The organism is Arthrobacter sp. L77 (assembly GCF_000816565.1).
In the GTDB taxonomy this organism is placed as follows: domain Bacteria; phylum Actinomycetota; class Actinomycetes; order Actinomycetales; family Micrococcaceae; genus Arthrobacter_D; species Arthrobacter_D antioxidans.
On sequence record NZ_JWSU01000004.1, the window covers coordinates 199,604 to 213,843 of the forward strand.

A 14,240-nucleotide genomic window follows, 5' to 3' on the forward strand; every position below is an offset into this window, starting at 1 on the left:
GGGTGAGTCGCCGAGGAACGGGCCGCGTGAGCGGGAGCCGCTGAGCGCGATACTCCCGATGCCTCCGATGCCCCGACGGCCCCCACGTGGTGAGGACTGCCCGGCGACCCCCGTGTCCTTCATCCGGTGGTCGCGGTCCGTGGAGGCCCGACCCGCAGCCGAGCTGGAGGGGGCCGGTGACAGTGGACCCGTCCAGTTCGCGGACAGGGCCACGCGACGGGCCGACGCACGGCGGCAGCGCGCCAATAATCGGGTCATCAGGCAGGGCCGGGGCCGCAGCCTGGACCAGGAGGCCGGCATGGCCACCGCGGAGTAGGCGGTTACTAACTCAGGTTACTTGCACTGGTAAAGTTGGTTTATGGAGTCAGATAACAGAAAACGGGCGGCGATATACACCCGCATCAGCCGCGACACTGAAGGCCAAGGGCTCGGTGTGCAGCGTCAGCTTGACGACTGCCGGGCGATGGCTGACCGGCTGGGCATGAACGTTGTGGCGGAGTACAGCGATAACGACATTTCAGCATTCAGCGGGCGCAAGCGGCCCGACTACGAGAATCTGCTCGACGCCATCCGCCAGAACCGCGTGGATGTGGTGCTCTGCTGGAACATTGACCGGCTGCTGCGGCAGACCAAGGAACTAGAGCAGTTCATGGACCTGTGTGAGCCGCGCAGTGTCGCGACCTACGAGGTGACAGCGGGCCAGCTTGACCTTGCCAGCCCGTCGGGCAGAGCAACGGCGAAAACTCGCGGCGCATGGGCTCAGTTTGAATCCGAGCACAAGGCTGAGCGCATCAAGCGGCAGAAGGCTCAAGCAGCGAAGGCCGGGAAGTGGCTGGGCGGCCCGATGCCGTTCGGCTGGCACAAGGTGGACGGCGAGATACAGCCGGACCCCGTCGCCGCCGAGCTTATCCGCACGGGAACAGACTCGATCATTGCTGGACGGTCGCTGATCAGCGTCACACGAGACTGGGCCGACGCTGGTGCCACCAACGGCGGTGGCAAGCGCCGCAACACGACCGAAGTACGGCGAACCCTGCTGCGACACCGCAATGCGGGGCTCATGACGTTCCACGGTGAGATCGTCTCCGACGGATGGCCAGCGATTGTGTCGCTGGACAAGTTCCGGAAGTGCGAGGCAATCCTGACCAGTGGCGACCGGCCCAAGCAGTCGGAGAACAAGTTCAAGTACCTGCTGTCCGGTATCGCCAAGTGCTACTGCGGCCTGTACGTGACCGGCTTCGGTGCCGAGTCGCGGCGCTCGTACAGGTGCAAGGTCCATCAGGAGGGCGGGCGGTACATCCCCGGCCATGCCAACCGTGCGATGGGACCGCTGGATAGCTACGTGAGGCAGGCCGTCGCCGCCTACCTAGACCGTGAGGACGTGAGGGCAGCGCTGCTGGCCGCGCTGCAACAGATCGAGGACGACAGCCAGCCCGTGCAATCCGCGGACATAGCGGACCTGCTGGACCGGAAGCATTCGCTGGTGCGGCTGTACGCCCAAGGGGCCATAACGGAGAGCCAACTGGTTGAAGGCACCCAGGAAATCGTCTCCAGGATCAGCGCCTTGGAATCAATGGCCGTCGCCAACGGTGGGTCCCGCGCGGTCACCGGGATGCTGCTGGACGACAACCCCGGCGCGGCATTCCTCGGGGCGGCTGTTGACCTCCAGCGGGAGGTGTTGCGGGCGCTGGTCAGCATTGAGCTACAGCCGACCGGGGCGTACCGGGGGCAGTTCGATCCTGAGTCCCTGAAAATCGTTTTCGGCCTCGTTGGGAACCCCCAATGAGGCCCTGACAAGGCCCTTTACTACTACAGAGCTCGCTAATGGCTGATTGGTGCGAACCCGGAGCGGCGGCACTTGCACAAGTGGTCCAGGTAGTGCTTGAGTTCTTGTAGCCAAAGCGTTCGCCACGTGAAGCTTAGCGAGAGCCTAGAACACTCTCGCCGGACATAAACCGATAAACCGTTTGGCGCTTTTACCAAAACCGACATGCCCCGGACCTGCATTTTCTAGGAAGCCGCTCAGGGGAGCCACGGACCCAACTTTCCTCATGGAGAGAAACCGTGGCTACCACTGTAAACAATCCTGTCGTTCAAGCCCGCAACCGTCTGGCCTGCGCCGCCCGGATGCACGATCATGAGGGCGCTGCTCGCGCCCGGCTTGCCCTCACCGCCGCCAAGCTGGAGCGGGCCATCACTGAGGCCCTTGCTGCCGGTATCTCGGACGAAGACCGCGAAGGGCTCGCCCGCCTGCTCAACGGTGATGCCAAGTGAAGCAGCAGGCATCCCTCCAGGACTACATCGACCGAATGGTCGCCGCCGCTCCACCACTAAACGATGAGCAGGCCGCGAAGATTGCCGCGCTGCTGCGAGCTGGCGGTGATGGCCAACATGGCTGAGCACGACGAAGGCCCCCAGATCGCTCCAGAGGCCCTCATCCAACAAGAAGTAACCGGGTACCAAGCGGCCACGAGGTCAAGGGTAACTCCGGGTGCCGACAATCCGCTCGCTATCTCTATCGGTAATCGGCCCGGAACCGATTCCACGACTTGGTCGAACAAGACCGTCACGTGGGGTGGGTTCTGCGACGGGCTGAAAGAACCCGCTGACCGGAAGGGTTGCGGCAGTTACGTACTCGGGGCGCTGGCTGACGGCAAGCGCAACAAGAAGTCCGTACTCAGCCGCTCGGCTCTCACGCTGGACGTGGACAGCCCCAAGGCTGATTTCCTGGACCGGTTGGAAGAGTTCATGACCGGGCGTGCCTACGCATGGCATACGACGTACAGCAGCACAGCCGAGGCCCCCCGCTACCGGGTGATCATCCCGCTAGTCGCTGCGCTGTCCCCTGCGGACTACCGGGCGGCTGCGGGTGAAATTATGCGCCGAGTATCCCCGGACGGCGGGGAGTTCGATACCAGCTCCGATGAGCCCGAGCGATTGATGCTGAAGCCCTCGGCGCAAGCAGGACACAAGGATGCTTACCGTCACGGTGCCCCTGTGGGCGACTGGATGGACGCCGCTCCCTATGTGGAAGCGGGCAGGCCGCCAGCCAAGGTTCCCGAGGCTGACCCGGTGTTGCCCACCGACGGCAAGCCGGTGGACGGAAAGGCTTACTTCCTCCGAGCGGTCAACGATGAAGCAGACTTGCTGGCCTTCCACCACGAGGGTGACCGCAACAGCGGACTCAACCGGGCTGCCTTCAAGCTGGGGCAACTGGCGCACCTGTGGCTAGAGAACTCCCAGGAAGAGCCGGAGGACTCCGCACGGGAGAAGTTGCTGTGGGCATGTAGAGAGAACGACTTCATCGAAAATGGGGAGGAGGGGGAGTTTCACCGCACCTTCGGCAACGGCTGGCGGGACGGGCTGGCGACACCCCGCGACGCAAAAGCGGCCCCTGTGGGCGAGGACAGTGACATCTTCCAAGCCACGCCGATACTCCAGCAAATACAGCAGGCCGCGTACTGCCGGGTCGTGTCGGCCTCCGCACTACTGGCCTATGTGCTGGTGCGAGTACTGGCGGAGGTCCCGCCCGGCACCACCCTTCCCCCGGTGGTTGGTAGTGCCGCTTCGCTGAACTTCGCAGTGGCTGTGGTCGGGCGTTCAGGTGAGGGCAAGTCGGCGCTCCATGAAGTCTCGCGCCAGATGTTCGGCCTAGAGGGTGCGATGCAAGGGGAGATCGAGCGCAATGTCGGGTCCGGTGAGGGGCTGGCGCAGACCTTCCTTCACTACAACAAGACAACCCGCGAAAACGAACTGGTCGAGTACCCCCACCGCATCATCACGGTTGATGAGATCGACCAACTCGGGGCCACGCAGGACCGAAGTGGAGCGACTATCGCGCCCATGCTCCGCACCGCGCTGACCGGTGGGCGGCTGGGGCAGGAGAACGCCAAAGCAGAGAACATTCGCCGCGTCGCTGCTGGGACTTATCGGCTAGTGATGGTCGTCGGCGTGCAGCCAACCCGATCCGGGACACTCCTGAACGAGAGCGATGCCGGTACGCCGCAACGCTTCCTCTGGGTGCGAGCCACCGACCGCAACATGCCCGACGAGCCCGCACCGTGGCCCGGCCCGCTTGATTGGGAGATGCCGAACCTCGTCGGGCTGGACTGCATCGACTATCCCGATGACGTCAAAGCTGAGATACGAGCGGTGCGGCTAGTGCAGGTCAGAGGCGGTGGCGACCCCAATGACGGCCATCGGATGCTCACCCGGCTGAAGGTCGGTGCTGCACTGGCGCTGCTGCACGGTGGCACGTTCATCACGCATCAGTGGTGGGAGCTTGCCGGGGAACTCGTGGCCGCGTCCATGCGGGTCCAGGACGAGTGCAGAAGCGAGCTTGCCCAGGAAACAGAAATGCAGCGGCGCAACCAAGGGCGGCAAGACGGCATCCGTCAGGCCGGTGCAGCAGAGTTCCGCAACGAGCGTGTGACCAAGGCCGCCGAGGCTATCGCGAGGACAGTTCGGCGGCATATGGAGGGCACCAACGAACAGAAGCACGCGCCGAATGACGGATGCACGACCCGGTGCTTGTCAAAGGCCGTGCAGAACTTTCACGACATCAAAGGCAGCCCAGACCTGAAAGATGCCACGGTGCGGCACGCCGAGGATGCCGAGTGGGTCCAGAAGCGGGAGGGCCGATGGATCGCCGGCTCATCCCAGCCCGCCTGATGGCGCTCCGGCTGGGTGCCGGGGGTACTGGGGTACTTCAGTACCCCCGGGCCCCGAGGGAGAGAGGGAAAAACACTTCAAGAAAATTGACTACTTCTCTCTTATATAGAGGGTTCTCGCCCCTTTTCGGGTGCTTCGGGCTTCCCCCTCCACCCGACCAGTACCCCAGTACCGCAGTACCCCAGACGCCCTTTCCAACTCCTACACCCGAGGACAGAGAAATGAAATGTCATTCAGTACCATCCCGCCCGAAGTCTGGGACGGCCCGCGCCGGAAGCCCCAGCCGGAACCCAACCTGACCAGCGTCCCCTACTACCGCCCCGGCAAGCCAAGACCAGAACAACTCCTTACCTACTGGCAGGCACGAGCGCTGCGGGCCGAAGCCGAAGTCAGGCTTTGTCGCCAACGAGACCAAATCAGAGAAGGGAAGAAACAACGATGACACCGGAAACATGCCCTGAGTGCGGAGCCCGCAGAGTGCGGAACTGGGTCTACGACCACCGCCGCGCGAACCCTGCGTGCAGTATCGGCAACCGGGAGGACGCCACCCAAGCCGCTGACCACGAGAGGTTGAGGGCGGGCGGGCGCTGGATGCCTGCCTTCCGCACGCCAGCAGAGGCATCCAGTAACGAGGCGGCTCTTGTCCCCGGCTTCCTCAGGCCATCGACCGCCGCCGAACTGGCCTTGGCAGGGATAGCCGAGCCAACCGGCGACGAGGAAACCCATGTCCGCAAACGAGTCGATGGCATTCACCATCGCGTAATCGCAGGAGTAGATGCACGGTGAACCGCACAAACCAGATCGCGAACCGAGTCCTGGACGACCCGACCTATGCCACCGAACCGGGCGTGCGGGATGACATCGAGTACCTGCTGAGGACCGTCTACGAAGTGCAGACCGCACTCCCCAACCTCATCGAGCAGTTTGAAGCCAAGCTGCGTCAGTTGCAGATCGTGCAGAGCAATCAGGCAGGGCGGGAGAACCGATGACCGAGCCACAGGTACAGCGCAAGCGGGGCGAGCACCGGATAGGGACCCTGCGGCGGCAACTGCGGGCCACGCGGCAGCAGTTGGCCGCCTGCCACGAGCTGATCAAGCTGTTCTCGGCCGAGCTCAATCGGCGGGTCATGGGCGGGCATCAGGGAGACGAGTCCTGGGGCGTCGTGTGGCGCAGGGTGAACAGCACCTTTGACGACTCCGAGTGGTTCCCGGCCGACCACGGTCACGGAGCAGCAACCCTCTACGAAGTTCTCGCCAAGGACCCATCCGTCAGCGCCGTCGCGCTGCAAAAAGTAATCACCATCAAGCACAGGGAGAACTAGTCATGACTACCAATGAGCAGCAGGAGCCCCAGCAAGACGTCCCCGAGGTAAACACCCCGACGACGCCCCAGCAGGACGGTACGCCCGACCAGCCGGACGCCACGGGTGACGGCAAGGGCACCGGCAACAAGGAGGCGGCCAAGTACCGCCGTCAGCTCCGCGAGACGGAAACTGAGCGGGATGCCTTGGTCGAAACCGTGGGCGGGCTACAGCGGCAGATCGTGGCGGGCAATCTGCCGCACGGGTCCAAGATGAACGCCGACGCGCTGTGGACGGCAGGCCGGAAGCCCGGCGACTTCTTCGACGAGAAGGGGCTGCTGGACACCGGCAAGCTGACCGCCGCCGTGCGGGAAACTCACGTCGCGCTGGGCGTCCATTTCGGCCCTGAACCAGTAACCGATTCCGGCAAGGGGACCGGCACCGGGCTTCGGGAAGAACGGGCGACGCTGGCCAGCGAAGCACGGAAGCGGCAGGGCTAACCACCCTCAGGCGAGGCCCCGGGAGTCCGTGCTCCCGGGGCTTTTCCATGCCCAGAATAGGTCGAGCGGAGTTTTCCCGAGCGCGCGGGGGTACGGCTATTCGCTTGTGTTGCGGAGTAATTCGTCTCGAATAAATAGATGCCGCTATGCCTAGGGGGGCGGGCGCACGCGGTGGGGAGGGTCTACCCCCCACCCCCTTTCTAACCTAGATATGAACAGCCCTGTGAATAGGGTTATGAACCATTTGGATTGGGTTCTGAACGGCTCTAAAGCGGTTATGAACAGGGCAATACCTCTGCCCTAATTCCTTTCCACAGAATTAGTTGCTCATTTTCCACAACGGGGAGTAGCTTGAGCCCCTCAACCACCCATCCGTACCGTTAGGAACCAGAAAATGACCACCATGACCAGCACCAAGCCAGCCGCTTCCACCACCATCAAGGCAGCAGCACCCAAGGCCGTCACCACGGCAGCAGCACTCAAGGCGACGGGCACCACCAAGGCAGCACCGAAGGCCAGCCCTGCCAAGACGGCACCCACTGGTGAGCTCCGCAAGAACGCGGCCCGTAACGCAGACCGCTCGCCCGATCTGGGCTCCTTCAAGGCTGGCGACAAGGTGGCCACGGCGGATGGCCGCGAGTGGACGGTGGTCGGCCCGGCGCAGGGCAACACCACCCTGAAGCTGACCCGTGAGCAGGACGGCAAGAAGCAGTCGGTATTCCGCTTCGCCCGCAATATCACGACCGTGAAGTAAGCCGCAGCCGAATTGGCCCCGTCGCCCCCTAGGGCGGCGGGGCTTTTTCATGCTCCGTGGGCGGTCCTTACTCAGTCCCGCAAGTGCCACCCGCCCGTGGGGGTCGGGCCGGTCTTGGGGAAGCCGTGGCGAACTAGTTGTAACTGAGAAAACTTGGCACGATCAGGGCATGACATCGAAGAGCGAAGCTAAGAAGTATTTTGGTCGGCTGATCAGTCAGGGGCTACAGGATGCGGGGCTTACGCAGGCTATGGCTGCTGAGAAGTTAGGGACGTCGCGGCGTTCGGTTTCGAATTGGGCTGCGGGTGATGCATGGCCGACTGCGAAGGTTCGTGCTGAGCTGGAGCAAATCCTGGGTTGGAAGGCGGGTGCGCTTCAAGAGGCGTTTGCTGCGTCTTTGGGTGAGCATGGGGTCCCGTTGTCGACGTTCACTGACGCTCACATGAGAGGTCAGGGTTCGTCCGAAACGTGGCCGCAGGCGTCAACGGAGGCGTTGGTGTCGGAGTTGCTGAGGAGGTATCAAAGGCAGGAGGACGTGATCACGGCGTTAAATCGTGAGTTGGCTTCGGTGAAGTTGTTCTCGCCGCCCAAAGCGCCAGATCGTTCCTAGCCTGAAATCCGGTAGATCGGCTCCGTGTGTGGTCCGTAGGTGGCTCCGTAGGCGCTGGCCGCCCGTGTGGGTCAGGCTGGCAACTGCGGAGCCGCTGGCGGTCCGCCTACCAGCGGCGGCTGGTCTTCAGCGGCTTGGGCGGCACGGGTGCCGGGCGGGGCGCGGACTTCGGCAGGAAGCCGTTGCCCTTGCTTTGATTGCAACGACGACAGATGACCTGGAGATTATCCAGCGTGTCCCTACCCCCGCGAGCAAACGGAATGATGTGGTCCGGCTCTGCGCTGTTGGGCTGACGACTGACGTCGTAGTCCATCACGACATTGCAGAAGCGGCACCGGCTTAGCCCTTGCGCTCGGGCCTGCCGTAGAGCGATCTTGGACCGCGTCAACCATGTGGTCGTACCGGTGCGGCTGCCTGCCATGACTACCCCCTTGAAGAGTGAGAAGCCCTGCCGCGCATTGGTTCGGGATCAATGCGCGGCAGGGCTGGTCGGCGTGGTTACGCAGTGACCGTGATTCGGTTGATGACGAGCGGCTTCGGGAAGCCGAACCCGATGCGGGCAGTCGAGCGGATGGCGATCCGGTCGCTGGTGAAGTACGCGTCCGCGCTGATGGCCAGTTCCAGGTCCTCGCGGAGAACCGTGATGGCGGTAGCGGCGTCAACACCCCACGCCGTCCCCTGCGGGACGTTGGAGTTCACGAAGACCGGGCGGCCAAGGATTTCCCGTGGCGTCTGGGTCAGCGTCTGGTTGCTGCCACTGCCCGTCTTCAGGGTTGCCACCGTGAGCGCCTCAGCAGGGCTGAGAACCCATCCGGTGATGGTGCCACCGGCGCTCTCGGCTTGGGCCACGGCTACCGCGAACGGGTCCAGGTTCTGCAGACCGCCAGCAGCAGTGATTACCTGCGACGCATTCAGCGAAGCGAGACCCTTGGGCGCGGGGCCTGCGAGGTTGCCCAGCCATGCGGCGTTGATCTGCCGCACGATGGACCGCGCCAGCCCGTCGGCCACGATCTGCTGAGCGTCCGGGCTGGAGTCCATAGCGAGTTCGCGGGAGATGATCGTGAGCCCGGCGGCCTTGGCAGGCGTGACGGGCAGTTCGCTGAGCGTGGGGTCGTCCGGGGTGATCTCGCTTCCCTCCGCGACCCACGATGCTGCGGCGTCTTCATCCACGACGGGGATGTTGAACGTGGCGCGGTTGGTGGTGACCAGTGTTGCGAGCGCGGGATTGAACGCCAGTGCTTCGGCGGCGATGGCCTTGATGACCAGATCGCTGTATTCCTGGGGGAGAATGCCGGTTGCTGCGGCTTCAAGAAGAGTCATAGCGGTATGCCTTTCAAAGAGAAATGGATTGTTTTCTCTGGAAAGGCACTGCCGTTTTCCAGCTGCCCCACTGGGGCGGCTTGACGCTGGAATAGGCCACGGACCATAAACTCTGCGTCGATTGAAGGTTAGCTCATTCTCAGATGACGCGCCGCCCCTGTCCGGCTCATTCGTCACCGAACCTCGCTACGGTTGACTCATGGAAACAGAGACACTCCACCTCATCATTAGTAACGTGGCGGTACTGCTCGCTGGGTTGCTAGGAGCTGGAATAACTGCCTTCTTCGCCCAGAGAACTACCCGAGAGGATAGAAGGGCGGCCATCGAAGCTGAAGAGAAGCGCTGGTTACAGACTCAGCAGGCCGAACACCGGGTATGGGCTAGGGGAGAGAAGCTACGGGCTGTTGTCGCTTTCCTCAATGCAATCGATGAGAGTTACACGGAGATACTGAACGAGAATGCATCGCGGTCCCGCGAGCTTCCTGCCGAAGCTTCAACCTCTTGGCTGGACCGCCAACGGGACGTCACCCAATGCCTCGGTGGGATCGTTCTAGTGGCCCCCGACGTGAAAGACGGAGCGCGCGCGGTCTTCGACGCTTACTACCCTCTGCTGACATTCCTCAGTGACCACCCGGGAGAGCTAACAGAGGAGCTAGATGCGAAGTTTGCGTCTTTGCGGCGCACGTTCAATCAGGCCCGAGGGGCCTTCATGTATGACGCTGGCGAAGCTGTGGGCACGACAACCAGTCAGTAAGCCCCCGCGCGGTTGGTGGCTGATCTCTTACTTGCTAGTAACTTTAGTTAGCATCCGCTTACGCCATCGCCACCCTCGCGGCCGTCGGATTCGCCGCCCTCCTCGTCGCCGTCCTGTCCAGCGGCGAGATCAAGGGACTCCTCATGTCCCTCATCACGTCGGCGTTGAACTTCGGCTGATGCGGACCGGCCAGGGCGGGGCGACGCCCGACGGAGGGAAGCCCTCGACACCGTCACGGACGGGCAGGTGTCCCTCTGTGCCGCGTTCCGGGGTGCTCGCCGGGGCCTTCGACGCGGGGGCCTTCGACGTGGGGGCCATGCGACGGGAACGCGCGGTGGGTTCGCAGCGGGGATCCGTGACTGCCGAGGTCGCCGTCGTGCTCCCCGCCCTGGTCGTCCTGCTGGCGCTCCTGCTCGCGACAGCCCACGTCGGGACCGTGCAACTGCGACTGGAGGAGGCCGCACGGGCCGGGGCCCGCGAGGTGATGCGGGGCGAGAGCAGCGCGAGCGTCCAACAGACCGTGCAGCGCCTCGCCGGGGACAACGCCACGGCGCACATCGCGTCGACCGGGGAGTGGACGACCATCGAGGTGCGGGCGCGGGTGGAGGGCCCCCTCGTCGAACTCATGGACCTCGAGCTGCGTGCTTCGGCAGCGGGGAGGAAGGAACACGATGGGTGACGTGCAGGGTGACGCGGTGCTGCCGGGGGATACCCACTCCGAGCGTGGCGCCGGCACCATCCTGATGGGGGCACTCGCCCTCCTGGCGCTGCTGCTGGTCGCGTCGGCGGCACTCCTGCTCCAGGCCGCGTCGGCAGCCTCGAAGGCAGCGACGGCGGCTGACCTCGCGGCGCTCGCCGCCGCGGATGCCGCCCGGGGGCTGTCCTCAGGGGACCCCTGCGCGGCGGCCTCGACGGTGGCCGAACAGCACAGTGCCGTGATCGAGACCTGCGAGATCGGCGAGATCGGCGGGACCGGCGCGGGGACCGCCGTCATCCGGGTATCCGTGGGTGTGCCCGGGGTGCTCCCGGACGCCGTCGGTGCGGCACGGGCCGGACCACCGCCGTGACGGCTGTGGGACGAGGGCCGCCAGGCGAGAGCGGTCCAGCGACCGCAGCCTGACGGACGCGACCACCGCCCGGATCGTCAGACCCCGCCGGCCCCCGCTCCGGTGTCCAGCTCCGACGGCGCGTGGGATCCGGCGGGGTCGGGGTCGACGCCGGACGCGCCGGGATCGACGCCGGACACGCCGGGATCGACACCGAAATGGCCACCGGCATCGACGCCGGCGAGGGTCGGGCCGGGAGCGACGCTGCCGGCGGCCTGCTGCAGGATCAGGGACAGCACCGCCACGGCACCGCCCTTGCTCAACGGGTTGTTCCGGTTGCCGCACTTCGGGGACTGGACGCAGGAGGGGCAGCCGGACTCGCACTCGCACGCCTCGATGGCGTCGCGGGTCGCCGACAGCCAGGTACGGGCGGCCTCGAACCCCCGCTCGGCGAACCCGGCGCCCCCGGGGTGTCCGTCGTACACGAAGATCGTCGGCAGGCCGGTGTCGGCATGGAGTGCCGTCGACACGCCCCCGATGTCCCAGCGGTCACTCGAGGCGACGAGTGGCAGCAGCCCGATCGCCGCGTGTTCGGCGGCGTGGAGCGCCCCCGGGAGCTCCTCGGCGAGGATGCCCTCGGCCTCGAGCAGTTCCGGGCTGATCTCGAACCACACGCTCTTCGTGAAGAGGTCCCGTGCTGCCAGTTCCAGTGGCTCCTCGCCGAGGATCTCGTTCGAGGAGAAGGCCTTGCGCTGGAAGGACACCACCTGGGTCGTCACCTTCACGTCGCCGAAACTCGCGAGGACGCCGCCCCACAGCGCGCTCACGTCCCGGTCGATGACCTCGATCTGCGTGACGTCCCGTGCCTGCGTGTAGTAGTCCGGGGACGCGCGGGCCACCACGGCGCAGTGGTCCTGCTCGTCGAGGTCCTGGACCACGTACGTCCGGCCCTGGTGTACGTACACGGCGCCGGGGTGGGCCTGGTAGTGGCTCTGCGGCGAGTCCATCGTCCCGAGCAGGGCGCCGGATCCTTCCTCCACGATGTTGATCGGGCCACCGCCGTCGGCCCGCAGGTTCACCATCCCGGCCGCACTCTGGGGGTGGGTCCAGAACCAGCCGGCAGGGCGGCGCCTCAGGAAGCCCTGCTCGCACAGAGTGCCCAGCAGGTCCTCCGAGGTGGGACCGAACGTGCCCAGGTCCTTCTCGGTCAGCGGCAGCTCGGCCGCGGCGGCGCAGAGGTGCGGGCCGAGCACGTACGGGTTCGACGGATCGAAGACCGTCGCTTCGACGGCGAGGTCGAACACCGCTTCCGGGTGGTGCACGAGATAGGTGTCCAGGGGGTCGTCGCTCGCCACGAAGGCCGCGATGGCGTCCTGGCCGGAGCGGCCCGCCCTGCCGATCTGCTGCATCAGGGACGCGCGGGTGCCTGGCCACCCCGCCACGAGGACGGCATCGAGGCCGGAGATGTCGATCCCGAGTTCCAGGGCCGAGGTACTCGCCACACCCAGCAGCTCACCGCTGCGCAGCGACGCCTCGAGGGCGCGCCGCTCCTCTGGCAGGTACCCGGAACGGTAGGCGGCGATGCGGTGCGGCAGGCTCGGATGCACGTCCTCGAGCATCCGCCGCGAGGTCTGCGCGATGCTCTCCGCGCCCCGCCGGGACTTGATGAACGCGATGGTCCGCACGGAGGAGGAGACGAGGTTGGCCAGGAGGTCCGAGGTCTCGGCGATCACGGTCCGCCGGGTGGGTGCCCCGTTCTCGCCCTTCTTGCCGGTGAGCTGCGGCTCCCAGAACGCGACCGTCGTGGAGCCGTGCGGCGAGCTGTCCCGGTCGACGGCGCGCACCGGGGCGCCGATCAGTTTCCCGAAGGACGCGGCCGGCTCCGCCGACGTCGCGGACGCACCGATGAACACGGGATCCGCGCCGTAGCTCGCGCAGATGCGCCGAAGGCGCCGCAGGAGATTCGCGACGTGGGACCCGAACACACCCCGGTAGCTGTGGGCCTCGTCGATGATCACGTACTTCAGCCGGCGGAAGAACCTGGCCCACCAGGTGTGGTTGGGCAGGATGCCGTAGTGGAGCATGTCGGGGTTCGCGAGGACCAGGTTGGCGTGGTCGCGGATCCAGCGGCGGGCACCCGACTCCGTGTCGCCGTCGTAGGTCTCGGCGCGGACGGTGGGGATGCCCAGTGCGTTGATGGCGGACAGCTGGTCGGCGGCCAGTGCCTTCGTGGGAGCCAGGTACAGGGCGACCGACCCGGTGGGCGCCAGCGTGGCGCGGTCCAGCAGCTCGCTGCGGTGGATCTCGTCGAGCACCGGCAGCTGATAGCAGAGGGACTTCCCCGAGGCCGTCCCCGTCGCGATGATGGTGTGCGCGCCGTCGTGGGCGGACGTGGCACCCTCCACCTGATGACGCCACGGCTGGTGCACGCCGCGCCGGGTGAAGGCTCCGACGACGTCGGGGTGCGCCCAGGCGGGCCACGGCGCGTTCTCCGCGGCGCGGGCGGGAATCTCACGGACATGCAGCAGCTGCTCGGGGTCGGGTCCACCCCCGAGCAGGTCGATGAGGGAATCGCGCGCAGCCACCGGGCCATTCTCCCATCGGTGCACGGACCGAACCGCGGAAACGCGCCTTATCCTCTGATGACGAACACGTCGGCGAGGTGCTCCCAGCCGAGGAACGCGTAGAGTGCCCGGCCGTCGGCCGAGGCCATGAGCAGGCCCGTGGTGACGTCGTCCTCCAGGACCCCGGCCGTGAGCGCGCGCATGACGAAGCTGCCCAGGCCCCGCCGCCGGAAGGCCTCCTCCGTGATGATGCGGTCGTAGACCGCGTAGTCGTCGACGGCCGCCACCGACCCGCGGGCCGCGAGTTCCCCGGACGCCCGCACCAGGACGCGGCGGCATCCGCCGTCGATGGCACGCTCCAGCGTGTAGTCGTCACCGGGAGGGCGTGGATCCTCGACGTCCTGGCCGCTCATGTCGACGCTCATCAGGGCCTGCTGACGGTCCGTGATCCGCATGCCGAGCGGGTGGGCCGCGTCGATCAGCTCCCGCATCCGGTTGGTGACCACCGTCAGGACACGCGTCGGGTCCCGCTTCGTGTCGGCTGCCAGCTCGAGGAACTGCTCGGTCGTCGGCTCGAACAGGAAATGCTCCGTCTGGTTCTGCTGGTCGGTGAGCAGGACGGAGGTGCTGCGTCCGTCATCACGACGCTCGTAGCCACGACATCTGGACCATCCCGTAATCCAGGTCTGGAGAAGTTCGCTGTCTGCATGGGCGTTCATGT

Annotated in this window: 18 protein-coding genes; 14 read left to right on the forward strand and 4 right to left on the reverse strand. The window is 65.6% G+C overall.

Annotation, left to right across the window (positions count from 1 at the left end):
• Positions 1-112 precede the first annotated feature (112 nt).
• From RY94_RS03450 to RY94_RS17105, 10 genes are all read left to right on the forward strand, one after another.
• Entirely contained in the window at positions 113-316 is a 204-nt protein-coding gene (locus RY94_RS03450) for a hypothetical protein (protein WP_043441835.1), read from the forward strand.
• Between the two features lie 42 nt (positions 317-358).
• On the forward strand, positions 359-1,786 hold the full coding sequence (locus tag RY94_RS03455; RefSeq protein ID WP_082046026.1) for a recombinase family protein: 1,428 nt from the start codon (positions 359-361) through the stop codon (positions 1,784-1,786).
• A gap of 278 nt (positions 1,787-2,064) precedes the next feature.
• Complete coding sequence (locus RY94_RS17625; RefSeq protein ID WP_156135000.1) at positions 2,065-2,274, forward strand: hypothetical protein; 210 nt, start codon at positions 2,065-2,067, stop codon at positions 2,272-2,274.
• Positions 2,271-2,399, forward strand: coding sequence for a hypothetical protein (locus RY94_RS18545; protein WP_269429726.1), 129 nt, complete (start codon positions 2,271-2,273; stop codon positions 2,397-2,399). The genes RY94_RS17625 and RY94_RS18545 overlap by 4 nt, the downstream gene beginning before the upstream one ends.
• Positions 2,392-4,671 carry a hypothetical protein gene (locus tag RY94_RS16605; protein ID WP_156135001.1) on the forward strand — a complete coding sequence of 760 codons (2,280 nt, stop codon included), beginning with the start codon at positions 2,392-2,394 and terminating at the stop codon, positions 4,669-4,671. Before RY94_RS18545 ends, RY94_RS16605 begins: the two co-directional genes overlap by 8 nt.
• Positions 4,672-5,453: 782 nt before the next feature.
• On the forward strand, positions 5,454-5,660 hold the full coding sequence (locus RY94_RS03465) for a hypothetical protein (protein ID WP_043441837.1): 207 nt from the start codon (positions 5,454-5,456) through the stop codon (positions 5,658-5,660).
• Complete coding sequence (locus RY94_RS03470; RefSeq protein WP_043441840.1) at positions 5,657-5,992, forward strand: hypothetical protein; 336 nt, start codon at positions 5,657-5,659, stop codon at positions 5,990-5,992. Before RY94_RS03465 ends, RY94_RS03470 begins: the two co-directional genes overlap by 4 nt.
• Before the next feature lie 2 nt (positions 5,993-5,994).
• The gene (locus RY94_RS03475; protein WP_043441842.1) at positions 5,995-6,471 is read left to right on the forward strand and encodes a hypothetical protein; all 477 of its coding nucleotides are present in this window, start codon (positions 5,995-5,997) and stop codon (positions 6,469-6,471) included.
• A 394-nt stretch (positions 6,472-6,865) separates the two neighbouring features.
• Positions 6,866-7,225, forward strand: coding sequence for a hypothetical protein (locus RY94_RS03480; RefSeq protein WP_043441845.1), 360 nt, complete (start codon positions 6,866-6,868; stop codon positions 7,223-7,225).
• Positions 7,226-7,394: 169 nt separating this feature from the next.
• Positions 7,395-7,835 (forward strand): helix-turn-helix domain-containing protein, encoded by a 441-nt coding sequence (locus tag RY94_RS17105; protein WP_197060582.1) that lies wholly within the window; start codon positions 7,395-7,397, stop codon positions 7,833-7,835.
• A gap of 106 nt (positions 7,836-7,941) precedes the next feature.
• Here the strand turns inward: RY94_RS17105 and RY94_RS17110 are convergent, their stop codons facing one another.
• Both RY94_RS17110 and RY94_RS03490 read right to left on the reverse strand, forming a co-directional pair.
• A complete protein-coding gene (locus tag RY94_RS17110; RefSeq protein WP_197060583.1) occupies positions 7,942-8,148 on the reverse strand; it encodes an HNH endonuclease in 207 nt (68 codons plus the stop codon).
• 185 nt (positions 8,149-8,333) lie between these two features.
• Positions 8,334-9,155, reverse strand: a complete 822-nt coding sequence (locus RY94_RS03490; RefSeq protein ID WP_043441846.1) for a phage major capsid protein — start codon at positions 9,153-9,155, stop codon at positions 8,334-8,336.
• A 199-nt stretch (positions 9,156-9,354) separates the two neighbouring features.
• Between RY94_RS03490 and RY94_RS17630 the strand changes: the two genes are divergently transcribed.
• The 4 genes from RY94_RS17630 (at position 9,355) to RY94_RS03500 (ending at position 10,976) form a co-directional block, all read left to right on the forward strand.
• Positions 9,355-9,909 carry a hypothetical protein gene (locus tag RY94_RS17630; RefSeq protein WP_156135002.1) on the forward strand — a complete coding sequence of 185 codons (555 nt, stop codon included), beginning with the start codon at positions 9,355-9,357 and terminating at the stop codon, positions 9,907-9,909.
• A gap of 65 nt (positions 9,910-9,974) precedes the next feature.
• A complete protein-coding gene (locus RY94_RS17115) occupies positions 9,975-10,088 on the forward strand; it encodes a DUF4244 domain-containing protein (RefSeq protein ID WP_082046139.1) in 114 nt (37 codons plus the stop codon).
• A 77-nt stretch (positions 10,089-10,165) separates the two neighbouring features.
• Complete coding sequence (locus tag RY94_RS03495; RefSeq protein WP_231554399.1) at positions 10,166-10,588, forward strand: TadE family type IV pilus minor pilin; 423 nt, start codon at positions 10,166-10,168, stop codon at positions 10,586-10,588.
• On the forward strand, positions 10,581-10,976 hold the full coding sequence (locus RY94_RS03500) for an Rv3654c family TadE-like protein (RefSeq protein ID WP_052273894.1): 396 nt from the start codon (positions 10,581-10,583) through the stop codon (positions 10,974-10,976). The genes RY94_RS03495 and RY94_RS03500 overlap by 8 nt, the downstream gene beginning before the upstream one ends.
• Positions 10,977-11,053: 77 nt before the next feature.
• Here the strand turns inward: RY94_RS03500 and RY94_RS03505 are convergent, their stop codons facing one another.
• Both RY94_RS03505 and RY94_RS03510 read right to left on the reverse strand, forming a co-directional pair.
• Positions 11,054-13,540 (reverse strand): DEAD/DEAH box helicase, encoded by a 2,487-nt coding sequence (locus RY94_RS03505; protein ID WP_082046029.1) that lies wholly within the window; start codon positions 13,538-13,540, stop codon positions 11,054-11,056.
• Positions 13,541-13,587: 47 nt separating this feature from the next.
• Positions 13,588-14,238 (reverse strand): GNAT family N-acetyltransferase, encoded by a 651-nt coding sequence (locus tag RY94_RS03510; protein ID WP_043441849.1) that lies wholly within the window; start codon positions 14,236-14,238, stop codon positions 13,588-13,590.
• Positions 14,239-14,240 lie beyond the last annotated feature (2 nt).